The organism is Moorena sp., assembly GCF_982860115.1.
This window is the reverse complement of record NZ_CEYLVT010000008.1, coordinates 17190-34172: the sequence shown is the minus strand read 5'-3', so window position 1 is coordinate 34172 and position 16983 is coordinate 17190. Positions and strand designations below refer to the sequence as shown.

Genomic DNA, 16983 nt, shown 5'->3' with positions numbered 1-16983 from the left:
CGACATTTATCAGGTAGATCTAATTACACCAAGCAGTTTAGCCGATTTAGGTGGCCAGATGTTGGCAAGTGAAGACCAGATCAGGGCAACTCACCGATGTCAAGGTTTTCTTTGTAAGGTTCTGTCTACATCATTTTGATGGCACTAACCGCTTTGCCTGTTTTGTCTGCTGCTCGTTCGGCAATGTAGTCGTAAATTTCTCTAAACCGGGGTATTGCCCGCATTTCCAAACGGCTACCATCTTTTAGGGTAACCACAATATCTCCCCAAGTTCCTATACCACGGGGAACTGTCGCAATCTTTGAAATTTCAGAATAGATCACATCTGAGCGATCGCGTCCCCGCCAACCCCCAGTTATTGATATCCGGCGGCTGGTAATCCGATACCGTAGCCATAGAGCCCGGACAATAGCAGCTACGGTTAGAGGTATGAATATAATCGTAAATGCCAACAATATGCTAATGATCAGATCTCCCCGGTGAGGGCCACCCTCATAAAATACATCTTCTCTAATGCCCATCCAACACCTCTGCTTTTACCAACAACTTTTCTAATTCTCTCAAAAGTTGTGCATATTCGCACTCTCTAGCTTCTGGTTTTACTATTATGACTAGTTTCCAACCGGGGGATAGGCGTGGTAATAACTGCCTGAGGGCGGCTCTAATTTGCCGCTTAATCCGATTTCTAATAACTGCTTTCTTACTTACTTTCTGGCTGATGGAGATGCCAAGGCGGGAGGGAGGGTGATCCTCTGGTAGGGATTTTTCTGGCGCAATGGTTTCTTTGGCAATCGGGGAAATAGTACTCTGTTGTAAACCCCGTAATGTTAGGTAACGCCCTGAACGACGAATACCCCAGCGATAAACTGTCTTAAAATCTCGCCAGTGCTTAAGTCGATTGGCTTGAGGCAATCCCAATGCTTAACTGTAATCCTTGATGAATGTCAATTCCTTGAGCAGGATAAAGGCAGAAGAGCCACTGGAAATGGCTGTTTCTTAACCTTTTACCTTTTACTTGCAGCAGGTCGGCATCAATATTTAGATGACTAGACCGAGAGACGACGCCGTCCCTTGCTTCTGCGAGCTCTAATCACATTGCGACCATCTTTGGTGCGCATCCGGGCACGAAAACCGGATTTTCTTTTTTGCTTACGGTTGGTTCCGCCTAGAGTGCGTTGAGTCATGGGTTTGCTGGAGGAATACTATTAACGAATACTATGAAGGATTGATTGCCAACTATAGCTGACTCTTGATCTTACCATGTTAAGGGGTGATCTATCAAGCCAAGCGATCAGCATTCAGCATTCAGCATTCAGCTTATGAGTTAGGTCACAGGCTGGAAGCCTGTGCCACAAGGCTGACCGCTGACCGCTGTTGGCGTAGCCTGCGCGTAGCGCATATGCTTACATCCCCTCAGATAGTTTAGTCCTGCCATGGTGTAGTAGGGGATGGCTCTTCTGTTGAAACCACCTTCAGTAAATTCCGAAGACCTTGATTCCACTGTTCTAGTTTTAAATAGTCGCTCATTTCAATTTCCTCAATTAAGCAGTTAAGAGATTCATCAAGATTAGCTAGCTCCAGAATTTCCGCCATCCGATTTGCCTCTAATTCAGACAAAACCGGAACAGCTATTAGCTGGCGATAGTCTTCCGCTAATTTAAGATTTTTTTTTGTGTTTTTCCTTGACATTTTATTGATTGGTAATTTAATTACCTTTACTAAGCATAGGCGTTGTATTTTTTTTGTAAAAAATAGCTACTAAAAATTACTTATTTAGTAATAACATCTGGGAGAATTATAGATTTTTTTTGCTAATTGTCTCCCCTGATGAGCTATAGATAATCATAATAATGGCTCTGCTAGTGTAGTCAAAATAAATTAGTATCAAATACTCGCTATATCCCTTACTAATAAAGGGTTTAACTAATTGAAAATGACATTTGAATAAAAATGTATCTTTAGTTGATTGAATTCCTTTGTATTTAAGGGGTTAAGCTCATTTACACTATAATCAGTCTAGGAGAGCCATAATAATTTGTTTAGTGATGATGCTTTTTAAGCTCAAAGAAGATTTTGCGCAAACGCTTTAGGGCACGATTACCTCGTTGCCTGGCAGACGCCTCAGTCACAACTTCTCCGTTAGAAGCTAGATGGCTCACTACTTGTTGCCAAGATAACTCTTCTATGTGCCGTAACACGATTAGCTTGTAGTCCTTTGGGTCTAACTTTTTAAGGGCTAGCTCCAGCAGCCTTAAGTCTTCATCCTCAGAGTTTTCTGAGCAAAGGCTATGGCTGTCTTCTGGTGCTAGTTGATGCTCTATTAAATTAGAGTCCCATGACTGCTGTTTTTTTTGTTTCCGGCTCATCTCAGAGATGACATAGAAGGAAGTCTTCCTAATCCAGGCTCTAGGGTTTTTAATCTCTTGCCCGGATTCTAGGACTTTTATTCCCCGTAAATAAGTTTCATGGATTACATCGTTGACTTGAACATGTGGTAAATTAAATTGGCGTAGTTTGGACTTGATTCCTTTGACTAATGCAGCATAATAGTTTGCTTCATTAGTTTCTAATGAGGTTTGGTTAACTAAATGTTTAACCGCTGATTCAAACTTTATCCGAGGGGTTAAAGTTTTTTCTATCTTCATTTATTAGGTCTCCTATTCTAACATTGATAACTACCTCCTGTTTAAACAATTATCTTTGGATATCCTAGACTGATTATAGTGTAAATGAGCTTAACCCCTTAAATACAAAGGAATTCAATCAACTAAAGATACATTTTTATTCAAATGTCATTTTCAATTAGTTAAACCCTTTATTGGTAAGAGATATAGTGAGTATTTGATACTAATTTATTCTCACTACACTAGCAGAGCCTTATCTTTGGCTTATTGTGGCAAGTCAGAGCTAACGCAATTTAAGGCTTGAAACACTTAATGCTTAAATTAAACTGTTAAAACTCCTCGTGGAATTTTTGCATCAGCTTTGTACTTAAAGAGATGACCTATTTTTTCTGGGTAGCAGAATATGCCGCTACGCAAATCATCAGATTGCCTCTTCTATATATATGTGCAGAACTGTCAGAAATTGTGACACCCTCTCGGGAAAATTTCCCAAAAAAAGAGGGTGGTTGAATTTTGAATAGCAGCACCTCTAGAGGAATGAGCCAGTCAATGTCACAGAATCCTTGAACAGGCACATTAATTATGTAGCCTCGCAATCAGAATCTAAAGCTGCTAGTAGGCGGTGAAAGAACATGCCTACTAATTTTGCTGAAAAATTCTTTGGGGTAGGAATTCTACTCTGAGTGAAAGCCTGCTGGATAGTTTGTAGCGTCTAGGCAGGCACTCAACAGGAAATCGTGGCTATTCCAACAGTCGTCTTTAAGTGCTCAATCACTATGTCACAGAATCACCAGAAAAAACCAAGTAAGCACAACTTCCCAGTTTGGCAAATTACCTTACCGCTCTGTGGAGTCCTGATCTTTGCTATAGGAGCTATCACCACAATCTATATGATCAACGGTCGCTACCTTTTTCACCTCAAGGCTACTCCCAAGGGACTCGAAATAATGACTGACGTAGACAAAAGGGAAATTAAAGAGACATTAAATTAGCACAATAAACCAATAGACCTCGCCGCAACAGTAGCGAGGCCTATTAAACAGGAAGAAGCTTGTGTTGGGGGTGTGGCAATTACCTCACCGAATTGAAAACTATAGCGCTTACTAGCATAATGAGGTACACATGATTTTTTCCATCTTGCCTATTGCCTATTGCCTATTGCCTATTGCCTGTTCCCTGTTCCCTGTTCCCTAAAACCCATAAAGTTGTACCTCATGAGGAAAGAGAATTGCTATATTATCGACCAATACTCACAATCCAGGTACCGACATAAGTGGGTAGTGGAATATCACCAGAAGCTAAGACATAACAAACGAAGTAATAAGTACCCCCATCAGGGTTTTTGACATTGGACAATACTAATTCCACATTTTGCTTGGCTGGAACTGGCTCTTCCATGTAAATCTGAAGGCTATAATTCTCTTTATCCCAGACTACTTCAGAGACCGGGATGGATTTACCGTCAACGCGCACCTCAATTTTGTCCACGTCGAACTTACCATCGTAGTAATCTGGATAAGAAATAGAAAACTGAGCAACTCCCAATTCCAGTTTCTTCTTGGGAATCCTCAAGCGGTAACGATCCCAGTAATTGGGGGCACCGTTAAAATCTAGGTGATATCTCAGGATATTTTCCCGCTTAACACCACTCCAGAGTACCAATCCGGGATTACTCTGGGCTAAGCTCCGAACCGATAGCCCGGTCAAGACACAACCAGCTAATGCGATCGCGGAAATCAGGCTTTTGATGGAAGATTGTGTGGATAGCATAAATCTAATGCTGCTGACTTGAGCTGACAATTAACAGTTATTGTTTTTTTTCACTGTACTACTTATATATATATACGCAAAAATATACGCAATATATATACGCAATATATCCCTAATACGTAAGCATTCAGCGGTCAGCGGTCAGCGGTCAGTGGTCAGTGGTCAGTGGTCAGCGGTCAGCGGTCAGCTTATTTTATTCAAAAGCTGTTCGGTGTAGCTTGGCCACAGGCCCACAGCTGATAGCTGATAGCTGATAGCTGATAGCTGATAGCTGATAGCTTACCCTAATACCAATTTCAAACCCTATCGCTACACCTTAATCACCCACTACACCCCATCACCCCATCATCCCATCATCTATCAATCGATCTGACTAGTAAAAATTACTTACCACAACTGAGTGCAACAGCACAATTCCTAAAACAAGTTAAAAATAATCCTCTCTTTTGGCAGATCACCATAGGATCCAAAAAGAGATCCGGTTATGGGGACACATGTCTTTGAACAGTCAGAGAAATTTATATAGAGAAATTTATGCCAGCAGTTTAAATTCAGCAAGAGGCGATGCCTGGTGTTGGATACAACGATAAGTAGCATACAACGACATGTAGCACAGATGGGAAGCCAGTCAGCTGATCAGACAATTAAGGCTGGGAGGTTTTCCTCTCAAGAGCGAGTCAATCACCCACCCTTAAGGGCATTGGCGGTGTCAGGGAGCAAACTTATCCCGTTCTAGTTGAACTTGGGAATCCTCTAAACAGGGTGAACATCCCCCAGCAAGAAGAAGCTACCAGTTGCTAAAAACCACTCGAAATTAAAAGAAATAGAACGATAGATTGTCATCAAGGCACAACATTTCGATAAGAAGTTGTTAGCTGATTCTATTTACCGAAAATAGTTACGGAAAACAGTTATTATTGCCAGTTTTCCTGATTCTTGTTGTCCTTACTTAAGGAGTACTTGTCACCCATGACCAAAAGCTATGTTAGGAGATACGGTGGCCTTAGCCCCTGAAAGTGGCTGGTCTGGACATCCTTTGCCTGATGCCTCTAGACCCACCTTAGTGATCAATGAATTTTCCGTCGTTATTCCATTTAGACAACTGAAGGAGAGTCAATGACCCTAGCCATTCCCAAAGAGGCTGAAACGTCAGATTTACAGCCAACCAAAACTCGCATGAAGGTTGGTATCCCCAAAGAAGTTTACCCAGGTGAATGCCGGGTAGCTGCTACACCGGATACAGCGAAGGTGCTCCAGAAACTTGGCTTTGATGTGCTGATTGAATCGGGAGCAGGAGAGACAGCTAATTTTCCTGACAATGCTTACGAACAAGCAGAATGCCAAATCATTCCTGATGCCAATAGCCTTTGGTCAGAGGCAGATATTGTCCTAAAAGTGCGTCCTCCTCAGATGCATCCAACTCTAAACAAGCATGAGTCTGAGTTGCTATCAGAAAATGGCACTTTAATCAGCTTTATCTGGCCAGCCCAAAACCAAGAACTGCTGGAACAACTCTCAACCCGTAAGGCTACCGTGTTGGCTATGGATGCGGTACCCCGCATCACGAGGGCGCAAAAGATGGATGCCCTCAGTTCTATGGCCAATATTGCTGGTTACCGGGCTGTGATTGAGGCAGCCAATAACTTTGGTCGCTTCTTTACTGGGCAAATTACTGCAGCAGGAAAAGTTCCCCCAGCTAAAGTGTTGGTCATCGGTGCTGGAGTAGCTGGACTAGCTGCTATTGGTACCGCTAAAGGTCTGGGTGCTGTTGTGCGCGCCTTCGATACCCGCCCCGTGGTTAAGGAACAAGTGGAAAGCATGGGGGGAGAGTTCCTGGAACTGGACTTCAAAGAAGACGGTACAGGATCTGGGGGCTATGCCAAGGTGATGAGTAAAGAGTTCATCGAGGCGGAGATGGCATTGTTCGCTGCACAGGCTAAAGAAGTGGACATCATCATCACCACTGCCCTGATCCCCGGTAAAAAAGCGCCGCTGCTGATCACTGAAGAAATGGTAGCGAGTATGAAAGAAGGCTCAGTGGTTGTCGATATGGCAGCTGAGCAAGGGGGCAACTGTGAAGTTAGCAAAGCCAATGAGGTCTACAAATACAAAGGTGTGACCATCATTGGTTTGACTGACCTACCCAGCCGTATGGCTACTCAATCTAGCCAACTCTATGGCACCAACCTTTGTCATCTCCTCAAGGACATGGGTGGTAGTGAAAATTACCGTGTCGATATGGAGGACGAAGTGGTTCGGGGAGCCTTAGTGCTAAACGCTGGGGATGTAACCTGGCCCCCACCCAAGCGCCCTACACCTCCAGCACCTCCTAAGCCTGCACCAGAACCCCAGACTGTGGCAACTCAAGAGCAGTCTGTGCCAGAGACGAAGAAATCAAAGGGTATCATGGGCTTGCTCTGGCCAGTGTTACTCGGACTTGCTCTAATTGGCTTGGGAATCGGAGCACCACCCTCTTTCCTCTCTCACTTCACGGTATTTATCCTGGCCTGTTTCGTAGGCTGGCAAGTGATCTGGAACGTAAAACCAGCCCTGCACACCCCCTTGATGAGTGTTACTAATGCCATTAGCGGCATCATCATCATTGGTGGAATGCTGCAAATTTCCGGCGCAGCCACCTCACCTACTACTATTCTGGGTGCGATCGCAATTTTAGTTGGAACCATCAACATCTCCGGTGGCTTCCTAGTAACCCAACGCATGCTCAAGATGTTTCAGAAATAGGTTAGCAATCGGTTAACCGGTTAGCCGGTTAGCCGGTTATAAAAACCTTCAGCATTCAACATTCAAGCAACTAATCTTGGCCTTGGCCCAAAGGCCAAGCTAAGCGAATCGCCACAAACCATAAAACGAAGGAGACTATGTCAAATAATCTGTTGACAGTTGCCTATATTGCAGCTAGTGCTTTGTTCATTCTCAGCCTGGGGGGATTGTCTAACCAGGAAAGCGCCCGTAAAGGCAATATTTACGGTATTCTTGGAATGCTGATTGCCTTTGTTGCTACTGCCCTAAGTAGCAATGTAACCGCATACCTCACTCTGGGAGGAATGATTCTGCCAGGAGTGATAATTGGTGCGATCGTGGCATCTCGGGTAGCCATGACCTCCATGCCAGAACTGGTAGCAATTCTCCATAGTTTTGTCGGTCTTGCAGCTGTACTGGTGGGTATTGCCAATTACCTGCAAGCGGAGGAATCTCTAACGGGTGCAGAAGTAACTATTCACCAGTTAGAAATTTATATTGGTGTGTTCATTGCGGCAATTACCTTCACCGGTTCAGTGATAGCCTTTGGCAAACTACGAGCTATCATCAGCAGCAAACCCCTAATGTTGCCAGCACGCCACGTACTCAATCTGGCTATGCTTGGGGCTGTGATCGGGCTGGGTTACCAGTTCATGACAGCAGAGGGGACGACTGGTCTACAACCCCTGTTGATTATGGCTGCGATCGCATCAGTGTTAGGCATCCACCTGGTAGCTGCTATTGGGGGTGCTGATATGCCAGTGGTCATCTCCATGCTCAATAGTTATTCCGGATGGGCCGCTGCAGCAGCAGGCTTTATGCTGTCCAATGACCTGTTAATTATCACTGGTGCCCTAGTAGGTAGTAGTGGTGCTATCCTCAGCTACATCATGTGCCGAGCCATGAACCGTTCCTTCTTCAGCGTGATTTTAGGAGGCTTCGGCGAAGGTGCAGGAACTACAGCTAAAGCTAAAGGTGGCGATCAGCCGGAAGGTGAAGTCACCGAGACTACAGTAGAAGATACCGTAGAGCTGCTACAAGGAGCCAAGAGTGTTATGATTGTTCCTGGTTACGGCATGGCAGTAGCTCAGGCTCAGCATCCCGTGTCCGATATTACCAAGATTTTGAGGAATGCTGGTATAAATGTTCGCTTTGGCATTCATCCAGTCGCAGGACGATTACCAGGACACATGAACGTGCTGCTGGCTGAGGCAAATGTGCCTTATGATATCGTTCTAGAAATGGATGAGATTAACGATGACTTCCCAGAAACCGATGTAGTACTCGTGATTGGTGCTAATGATACGGTTAACCCTAGTGCCATGGAAGACCCCAGTAGCCCAATTGCTGGCATGCCAGTCTTAGAAGTTTGGAAAGCTGGTACAGTAGTGGTTATGAAACGGGGAATGTCCAGTGGCTATGCTGGCGTTGGCAATCCCCTGTTCTTCAAAGAAAACACCAATATGCTCTTTGGTGATGCCAAGACTAACGTTAGCGCTATCCTAGGCAAGCTCGTAGAATCTAGCCGGGACAGTGCAGCATCTAGCTCAGGAAAAGTCTTAGCTACATCCTCTGCGGGCTGAGTAAGGGTTAGAGGGGAATGACACCCGGGTTTTGACTCAAACCTTGACTTGATGTCGAGTTTGGGGGAAGTTAGGAGTGTGGAAAGGGGATATTTTATGGTAAAAATTCCCTGCTATTCTACCCTCCTTCTTCTTCCTCTTCCCTATCTTTGTAAGCATTAGCTGTTGGCGTAGCCTGCGCGTAGCGCATATGCTTACATTTTATCTTTGATTTCAACAGCAAGATAACGGAAATAATTGATATGGGTTTTTCTGTAGACGTTACTAGCAGCAACTACGGCACTGAAGTTTTAGAAAAGTCTTTTGAGAAGCCTGTATTAGTAGACTTCTTTGCTACATGGTGTGGCCCCTGTCAACTGCTCAAACCAACTTTAGAGAAACTAGCTAAAGAATATGACTTTGTGTTAGCCAAAGTTGATATTGACCGCAATCAAGACTTAGCGAATAATTTTCAAATTGAGGGAGTACCCGATGTCAGAATTGTCACCAATGGTGATATGATTCCTGGTTTTGTGGGGGTTTTACCAGAAATTCAGTTGCGGGAAATGTTGGCTAGGTTAAATTTAAAGTCTGAGTTAGACATTGGACTAGAAGAAGCTCGGGTTGCCATGGCAAGTGAGGATATACCCAGAGCAAAACAGCTGTTTGAGCAGCTAATTGCCAAGTATCCAGAGCATCAAAGTTTAGTCATTGAAGCTGCAAATTTTTTGGTTCATATTAATGAGCCGGAAGAGGCAAGCACACTCTTAGAAACCATTGAATACAATGATCGAGAATACTTTCCTAGAGCTCAGGCAATCAGAGCATTGATTCAATTTAAGCAGCAGGCGAATGCTATTGGGGAAAGTGAATTAGATCAGTTATTTGCTCAGGCATCTCGGTTAGTTGTAGAGGGAGACTATGAAGCAGCCCTGAAAATATTTTTAGAAATTGTCAGTAAACATCGTAACTATAGAGATGATGGTGCAAGAAAATCCATGATTGCGGTGTTTGATGTGCTCGGTAATGACCATCCCCTGACGAAAAAGTATCAGCGGGATTTGATGCTATCCCTATATTAGTTTTGGCTAAGGGTTTAATAGGGAAAATCAAAAATAGAAAAGAATAAATCTATTTTAAATCTAGTTAAAAGTAACAAGTTGCCAGTAACAAGTTTTAACCTGATATATCAGTAGGGTAATCTGTATGAGCAGCTTCTAACTTCATTAAAATCTTCGGCTTCAGCTTTTCAAACTCTTGCTTAAGTACTCCTTTGCTCAACATTGCTTGATTAGTTGATTTTATTGTCTTAGAGGTATTCGCCCAATCAATGAATAGCTGGCGTTGGGCAGGAGCAATAGTTGAGGTCATTACATTAGCACAGTATTCTGGTTGTGATTGGGCAAAAAACAAAATACGGTAATATCCAGTATCTCCCAAAAGTCTGACTATGTTCTGACCGTGATTTGTTTTGAGGTCTAAGTAGCAAGGAAGCCAACAAGCACCTTGGTAGCGATTATGCACTGCGGTAATCCATAGCACCATGGGATGAGGTACCATCACATACAAGAATTGATTGTAGCGTGTACTAACCTGACGGTTCTCAATCTCTTCTTTAGTCAGCATCACCCAGAGGGTAGGAAAGGTTGTGCTAGTGGTACGAATTATCTTAGGAAAAACAATAGATGCTTTAGGCTTGTCATCGGGCCAGGAGGTTTGCCGACAAATATCATTTCCTGATACAGGAATTATTTGTGTTGGCTTACTCAGAGGTTTCTCGGATAGTATTGTTTGAATCCGATGACCTAGATAGCGACCGCGATCATGACCTTCGTTTAATGAATCCAATGCTCGTAGGATAATCCCGACATTTTGAGGACGATCAGATACCTCTTTCGCTATACAGGTCATGATTAGGTTCTCTAGGGACTTCGGCAGCTTTAGTTTGGGGTTAATCGATCCAAAAGATTTAGGTGGGCTGAAGTGATGAGCTTTGTACCAACTACCAAAGGAATGATCTTCTGGAAGAATGGGCATGTGACCAGTTAACATCTCAAACATCATCACCCCGAGACTATATATATCAGAGCGTTTATCCAGTTCCTTTCCCTCCATTTGTTCTGGTGAACAATAGGCTAGGGTACCCATAAAAGAATGGGTTTGAGAACCATCAAACTGAAGAAGCTTAGCAATGCCAAAGTCAAGGATTTTGATCAGTTCACCGAAGGAGGAATCTTCGACAACGAGAATGTTGCTGGGTTTAATATCACGATGGACAATTGGAGTGAGTGTGCCTTTAAATACAATGCCTTGGTGAGCACATTGTAATCCCAGACAAATTTGGCGGGCAATATGCAAAAATCGGGGTAAGGATAAGGTTTTAGTGTGAATTATTTCGCTTAAATTTCCCCCTGCCAAATATTCCATGACGTAGAAGGAAATATCATTTTCATCTATGCCATAGTCCCTAACTCGCACGATGTGATTGCTTTTCTCACCAAGCAAAGCGCAAATTGTTGCTTCCCGTTCAAAGCGATCGCGCATTTTTTGGTTCAATAATGTATGGGAGAGAAATTTGACAGCAACGGTTACACCTCCCAATAGCATATCTTTGGCTTGATACACTTGACCCATAGCACCTTTGCCGATCAACTTGACCAGTTGATAGCGATTGGCGAGTAGACGACCTTTGTTAGGGTCTGTGATCATAAGTTCCTTGGTGAGATCCCGAATGTAACGTGTTCATGAATCATTAGTCACTGGTCATTGGTCATTTGTAAATACTAGTAGACTTAATGTGGATCACAAAGGACTAAGGACTAATGATTAAGGACAAAACTGACTAAGGACTTGTGCAAGATGAACGCTGCTAGCAACTGTGACAGGCGTACTGCTTTTAAAACTCCCTTAATTCCAGAATACTTCTATTTTTGCTGACGTTTCAAAGTTGCTTCCATTGTGCTACTGAGATAATGACCTGCCATAATGCTACTGGAGAGGTAGTATATATTTTCATTACGTTGATACCGGGTTTCAAAACCACTGCGTCGTTGGCGATCCCCTAATACCCAATACCGTTGCACAATGGATTCTGGAGCCACCCAGCCTTCTCCCTCAACACGACCTAGGAGGCTGTGTTGTAAGACAAAGGTATACTTCCGCTCGCCAGTATCAAGACGCCCTAGATACTGGCAAGAGATATCCTCCCGTTCACTATTGGGAAAAACCAGTCTTGTGACCATAGTAAACCAGTTTTCCCGACTCCAGGTAACCATAGTCCCACCTCTGACTACAATTAATTTTCCATTGCGTTCCAGCCAATTGCCCCGAAGTGTCCAGCGTCCTGCCTCCAATAAAAAGGTGTGAGCCACGGTGTTACTCTTGATCTGTTAATGAATATTACCCTCTCATCGTTCCCCACTAATTCTAGCTGCTATACCTAAGGTTGTGGGGTTTACCCCCTCAGGTTATCCCATTGGCAAACTTCCGGGAGTAGCCCAACTCCTACGGATCAACAGACAAACTAGTTGAACTCTGCTCCAAACTCACCCACGGGGGATTCTAAAGTTGCTCATGGGGGGAACCCCCGCAGGTCGGCACTGCCTCACGGTCATCTCAAGCACCATTAGCAAGTTCAGGTGACGTGACCTCCCCAAGACCGTAATGGTGCGTTTGACCCGTAATTAAATTCGCCACGGGTCGCACCTCTGCATCGCTAAAATACCCAGTTTTAGGATTACTGGTGTTGGGATCTCGGAGAATACAGGTTTCCTAGACATACAGCCTCTGAAGCACCGGTTACTTGAGGGAGATTGCCGGGAATACCCAGGTTACGCCAATAAGCCAAAACAGCAAATGCGATCGCTTCTTTAAAATCCCGACTTAACCCAACCTGGTCAGTGGTTAATACTGGCACCGAATCTAGTCTAATTTGCAGCTGTTGCTTCAAGTATAAATTGCTTGCCCCTCCACCACACAAGAGTACTTCATCTGGCATGTGAGGCAAGAAGTTGCGATAGCTCTCAACAATAGAGGCAACAGTGAGTTCTGTGAGTGTTGCCAGGAAATCAGCAGGAGAAAGGTTATAGGCTTCACTTTCTACCAAACACTGCTTGAGATAATCTCGACTAAACAACTCTCGTCCGGTAGATTTTGGGGGCGGTATCTTGAAGAACTCTTGAGCAAGCCACTGTTCTACCAGAGCCTCACAGGGAGTGCCACTCGCTGCCCACTCTCCATTGTAATCATAGGTTTTGCTACCGTTGCTAAAATACTCGACAGCCAAATCTAACAGGGCATTCCCCGGACCAGTATCCCAACCATATACCTGTTCCAACCAATTCCCTTCACTAACTGGCAAGTAAGTAACATTACTAATACCACCAATATTTTGGATACATCGGTTATGGGTGGATGACCGGAGCAAACAGGCATCTATCTTAGGAACTAGAGGCGCACCTTCTCCCCCAGCAGCAATGTCAGCCACACGGAAATTGCTGATGGTCTTGATACCGGTAATCTCAGCAATCACCTCTCCCCGTCCTAGTTGAAAGCTATATCCCAGAGTCGTTACAGCTTCAAGGTTAGCAGCTTCAAGGTTAGCAGCTTCAAGGTTATCAGGTTGAAGGTTATCAGGTTGAAGGTTAGCAGGTTCAAGGTTAGCAGGTTCAAGGTTAGCAGGTTCAAGGTTAGTTTCCGTTGCAGGTTGTTCGCGTTCGCGCAGCGTCGGCTTTGCCGAAAGCGTGGCCTTTTGGCCAAGGTTAGTTTCCTTTGTCGGTGCAAGGTTAGCAGGTTGCAGGTTGTCTGGAAAACTTTCAACATTCAACCTGTCAACTTTCAACTCGGATGAACCTTGGCCTTTTGGCCACGCTACGCGAACACCATTAACCCCTAATGGTCGATGGTATACTGTTTGACCATGGGAGCCAATTAACTCAGCGGGGGGATGACCACTCCCAATTGCCAGTGCTGCTTGGGCAAATTGAAATGCGATCGCATCATCCAATGCTGCCAATTCTGCCATGGATAGGGGAGTTCCAGCACAGACAGCTAGAATTTTTTCCCTGAGTTCAGTGGGGTAGCCATAGGTAGCACCAGCGAGTAGCTCAATCTTTAAATCTAAGTCTGAGCCAGAAATCTCTACTAGTGCAGCATCGATGCCATCTACAGATGTACCGCTCATTAAGCCAATTACACGGGTCATCTTCAAATTGTATTGCGTTAAGGTAAGCTCAAGATAGCAATATTAGGAGAGAAGGGGCAACGGATGGTTAACGGATGTAAGGGATAGGATAAGAGGGGGAAGAAAAACAGGTTTATTTTCTGCCTTATGTTAGCTACTGACTAGTAATTAATGTTTAGATAGTCTATCGTTAACTATTTATGGTTCATTTCTAATATTACCACATAACAATAACAAAACCCCTAAGACTTTAAGCGCAGGAATCAAAATAAGTGGCTAATAACTTTAGCTGAGCTATTTTATGATGTGGTTAATGGTTATATTTTGGCAGAAAGTTCAGCAAAAAAACCCTAAGCCCGAAGGAACGGCTCAGGGTGGTAATTAAATTTCATCTACTTCTTTTAACTCCACCATTCCTGCCACTGTATCCGGAAAACAGAAACTCCAATCATCCTTTTCTTATTCCCGTCCTAGCCTGCACCGAAGCGCTAGGGTGTCTATGGGCTTTTGGAGTTTTCTCAAGAACCATTAGCCCTATAAAGCACACGAGCATTATCACACAAAATGCCCATAGCAACCGACTCCGCCTCCTTAGCAGTCAAATCCCCATCCTGAATCGCTCCCTCCAAAACCTGTGCCAATACTATCCGTGCCCACTTGGCTCCTAAGTAATATAATTCCGGGATATTGTGAGCATCAGAAGAATACAGAAGTTTACTGGTTGGGACAAATTCCAATAACTGCTGCACCACGCTACGCATCCCAGCTACACTTAAAAAAGGTACCGCTAACCCGAAATCTAAATACACCTGAGGATAGACGGCTGCTAAATAACCGGCTTCTTGGGTATAGGGATAAGATCCATGCAGCAGGACAATCGGAGCGTTACGGAAGCGTTGGTTTTCCAAAAGCGAACGCATATAAACTGGATTAGCCAGCGGTAAGTCTAAATCTGGGTCACCAAATCCTGTATGAAACTGCACAGGTAGTCCATGTTTAGCCGCAATGTCTAGGGCTTGGGTAATCAAAAAATCAATTAAAGGTTTATCTACCAGCCGCAAGGGTTTTCCCCTCAAGACTTCTTGCTTTAAAGCATCAAAACGTTCCTTAGCTACCTCCTCTGGTATTAGTTGAATATCCAAACCTGTACGATAAGCAGCAATACTCTTGAAGCCTACCACTTCTGGTGGGGGTGGGTCAATTTTATCGCGGAAATGGTCTAGGAAGGTAGCAAAGTCATCTATCTCACGGATGAGATTTTCTGCTAGATATTCCAAACGAAGGATCTGCTTTACTGGCACAAATTGTTCATGCCATTCTCTAGGAAGAATCTCATTTGGCAGAAAACCATCATCTAAGAAAATTGCTTCTAGTTGAGATGATGTAAAACACTGCTGGGTTAGTTTTTTTAATCCCAATTTCTGGCGATGCTCAAGAATTGCTTCTTCCTGTGGTTCACAGTCTAAGAGTTGGGAAATATCCCGGAGGCTTCGTTTGTAGAAAAGGCTGTTACGGGCATGATGATTAATGATATCAGGATCATAGGCTTCACTGAAGAAGGCAGGATAAGGATAATTAGCAGCAGCTTCAGGAGTTAGCAGGTTGTGAGCGTGTTGGTCAATAGCGGTGATAGTCCACAGGTTAATCATTTTAGATTATTAGATACTATAGATAATTGTCTGATAGTTAGCGTAAAAAAAATTTTCTTGAACTACGAAGGCACAAACTACCCGAAAAAGTCTAGGGCGTGTTTAGAGGATTGGTAGCGATCGCTTTGCTTGGTGGTGGGGTAAAACATTTTGATGGTGATACCTGTAACTGTGTTTTTGCCAGGATTGCTGGGAATATTATGAGTGTAACCCCTAATTTTAAGTCAACTAGAATACTCCTTAACCACCAAAGATGAAAAATTTACCGTTTCAAGTAGTAGTATCCCTAGCTACTTTGATCACGACAACTATAGCTAGTGCTAATGCTCAAAGTGTCGTTGCTCAGATAGATTTTGACCGCCGTAACGCCTCGACAGAGAAAGTTGCTGCACAAGGGAGAATGATCAATGAGTTGTGGCAACAAGCCAGTCAGTTACGAGGAATTGGTAAGTATAGTGAAGAGATAACAATACTGGAGCAGATTGTAAAACTTCAGCCAGACTCTTTCTTAGCTTGGTATTGGCGAGGGGATACGTTGAGTAGCTTGGGACAGTACGAAGCCGCGATCGCTTCCTATGATCAAGCAATTAAAATTAAGCCCAATTACCTTTTAGCGTGGTTTGAGAAAGGCAAGGCAAACCATAAACTAAAACGATACGATGCGGTGATTACGGCCTGGAAGCAAGCACTTTCAATTCAAGCTACATCAGAATTTGAACAGCAGTTGGTACAGACAATTATTCCCCAAAAAATTGCCAGTGTGCTGCTTTATGATTTGAAACAGTATTCTGAGGCGATCGCATTCTACAACCAAGTACTGGAAGTGGATGCCAAAGCTGCTTCAATTTGGATTGACCGAGGCACAGCTTTTTATCAACTCGGTCGATATGAAAAAGCAATCACCGATTGTGACAAGGCGATTCAACTTGATGCTCAAAACTCTTTGGCTTGGAAACAGCGAGGATTTGCCCTCTATCGCATCGGTCGCTACGAACATGCGATCGCTTCCTTTAAAAAAGCAGCAAAATACGAGCCTGACGATGTCGAAGTCGCTGGATTACTGACAGTGTTACAAACTTCAGGAGAATCTCAAGGGCAGTTACAAACTTCACAGCAGAGACTGGTTGCGGTTCGCACTGAGATCAGCACGGCTGAAGAAAAACTCCTTCTCCTTCGTAGTAAAACTCAGACAGCAACAACACAGCTTGAATCCTCTCAAGCCCAAATGCGTCAATCTCAGCAGCAGTTAGTTGCTCTCAGAGGCGAAATTCAAAGCGCACAATCACAACTAGAATCTTCTCAAGTAAAAGTGCGTCAATCTCAGCAGCAGTTAGTTGCTCTCAGAGGCGACATTAAAAGCGCACAATCACAACTAGAATCCTCTCAAGTAAAAGTGCGTCAATCTCAGCAGCAGTTAGTTGCTCTCAGAGGCGACA

Annotated in this window: 16 protein-coding genes; 6 read left to right on the top strand and 10 right to left on the bottom strand. The window is 43.9% G+C overall.

What is annotated here, in order from left to right:
* Positions 1 to 125: 125 nt before the first annotated feature.
* From AC4II3_RS02610 to AC4II3_RS02590, 5 genes are all read right to left on the bottom strand, one after another.
* Positions 126 to 521, bottom strand: coding sequence for a PH domain-containing protein (locus tag AC4II3_RS02610; protein ID WP_293017280.1), 396 nt, complete (start codon positions 519 to 521; stop codon positions 126 to 128).
* On the bottom strand, positions 511 to 918 hold the full coding sequence (rnpA, locus tag AC4II3_RS02605) for a ribonuclease P protein component (RefSeq protein WP_488007043.1): 408 nt from the start codon (positions 916 to 918) through the stop codon (positions 511 to 513). Before rnpA ends, AC4II3_RS02610 begins: the two co-directional genes overlap by 11 nt.
* Positions 919 to 1046: 128 nt before the next feature.
* Positions 1047 to 1184, bottom strand: coding sequence for a 50S ribosomal protein L34 (rpmH, locus tag AC4II3_RS02600; RefSeq protein ID WP_044494288.1), 138 nt, complete (start codon positions 1182 to 1184; stop codon positions 1047 to 1049).
* A gap of 238 nt (positions 1185 to 1422) precedes the next feature.
* Positions 1423 to 1689, bottom strand: coding sequence for a hypothetical protein (locus AC4II3_RS02595; protein WP_488007045.1), 267 nt, complete (start codon positions 1687 to 1689; stop codon positions 1423 to 1425).
* Positions 1690 to 2039: 350 nt separating this feature from the next.
* Positions 2040 to 2645: an RNA polymerase sigma factor gene (locus tag AC4II3_RS02590; protein WP_488007047.1), complete on the bottom strand. Its 606-nt coding sequence runs from the start codon at positions 2643 to 2645 to the stop codon at positions 2040 to 2042.
* A gap of 755 nt (positions 2646 to 3400) precedes the next feature.
* Here AC4II3_RS02590 and AC4II3_RS02585 point away from each other — a divergent pair.
* Entirely contained in the window at positions 3401 to 3616 is a 216-nt protein-coding gene (locus tag AC4II3_RS02585) for a hypothetical protein (protein WP_488007049.1), read from the top strand.
* A 244-nt stretch (positions 3617 to 3860) separates the two neighbouring features.
* Here AC4II3_RS02585 and AC4II3_RS02580 read toward each other — a convergent pair whose 3' ends face one another.
* Positions 3861 to 4394 (bottom strand): DUF2808 domain-containing protein, encoded by a 534-nt coding sequence (locus AC4II3_RS02580; protein WP_488007051.1) that lies wholly within the window; start codon positions 4392 to 4394, stop codon positions 3861 to 3863.
* A 982-nt stretch (positions 4395 to 5376) separates the two neighbouring features.
* Between AC4II3_RS02580 and AC4II3_RS02575 the strand changes: the two genes are divergently transcribed.
* From AC4II3_RS02575 to AC4II3_RS02560, 4 genes are all read left to right on the top strand, one after another.
* A complete protein-coding gene (locus tag AC4II3_RS02575) occupies positions 5377 to 5514 on the top strand; it encodes a hypothetical protein (protein WP_229423957.1) in 138 nt (45 codons plus the stop codon).
* On the top strand, positions 5511 to 7136 hold the full coding sequence (gene pntA / locus AC4II3_RS02570) for a Re/Si-specific NAD(P)(+) transhydrogenase subunit alpha (RefSeq protein ID WP_488013299.1): 1626 nt from the start codon (positions 5511 to 5513) through the stop codon (positions 7134 to 7136). Before AC4II3_RS02575 ends, pntA begins: the two co-directional genes overlap by 4 nt.
* Before the next feature lie 137 nt (positions 7137 to 7273).
* Positions 7274 to 8737, top strand: a complete 1464-nt coding sequence (gene pntB, locus AC4II3_RS02565) for a Re/Si-specific NAD(P)(+) transhydrogenase subunit beta (RefSeq protein WP_488013301.1) — start codon at positions 7274 to 7276, stop codon at positions 8735 to 8737.
* A 242-nt stretch (positions 8738 to 8979) separates the two neighbouring features.
* Positions 8980 to 9798, top strand: coding sequence for a tetratricopeptide repeat protein (locus AC4II3_RS02560; protein ID WP_488013303.1), 819 nt, complete (start codon positions 8980 to 8982; stop codon positions 9796 to 9798).
* Positions 9799 to 9892: 94 nt separating this feature from the next.
* Here the strand turns inward: AC4II3_RS02560 and AC4II3_RS02555 are convergent, their stop codons facing one another.
* The 4 genes from AC4II3_RS02555 to AC4II3_RS02540 form a co-directional block, all read right to left on the bottom strand.
* Positions 9893 to 11425 (bottom strand): serine/threonine-protein kinase, encoded by a 1533-nt coding sequence (locus tag AC4II3_RS02555; RefSeq protein ID WP_488013305.1) that lies wholly within the window; start codon positions 11423 to 11425, stop codon positions 9893 to 9895.
* A gap of 215 nt (positions 11426 to 11640) precedes the next feature.
* Entirely contained in the window at positions 11641 to 12087 is a 447-nt protein-coding gene (locus AC4II3_RS02550) for a hypothetical protein (RefSeq protein WP_488013307.1), read from the bottom strand.
* 365 nt (positions 12088 to 12452) lie between these two features.
* Positions 12453 to 13898, bottom strand: coding sequence for an anhydro-N-acetylmuramic acid kinase (locus AC4II3_RS02545; RefSeq protein WP_490722771.1), 1446 nt, complete (start codon positions 13896 to 13898; stop codon positions 12453 to 12455).
* Positions 13899 to 14416: 518 nt separating this feature from the next.
* The gene (locus AC4II3_RS02540) at positions 14417 to 15547 is read right to left on the bottom strand and encodes an amidohydrolase family protein (protein WP_488013311.1); all 1131 of its coding nucleotides are present in this window, start codon (positions 15545 to 15547) and stop codon (positions 14417 to 14419) included.
* Between the two features lie 253 nt (positions 15548 to 15800).
* On the opposite strand from AC4II3_RS02540, the gene AC4II3_RS02535 reads away from it, so the two are divergent.
* Positions 15801 to 16983 (top strand): tetratricopeptide repeat protein (locus AC4II3_RS02535; RefSeq protein ID WP_490722770.1); only part of this gene is annotated, 1183 nt, incomplete at its 3' end.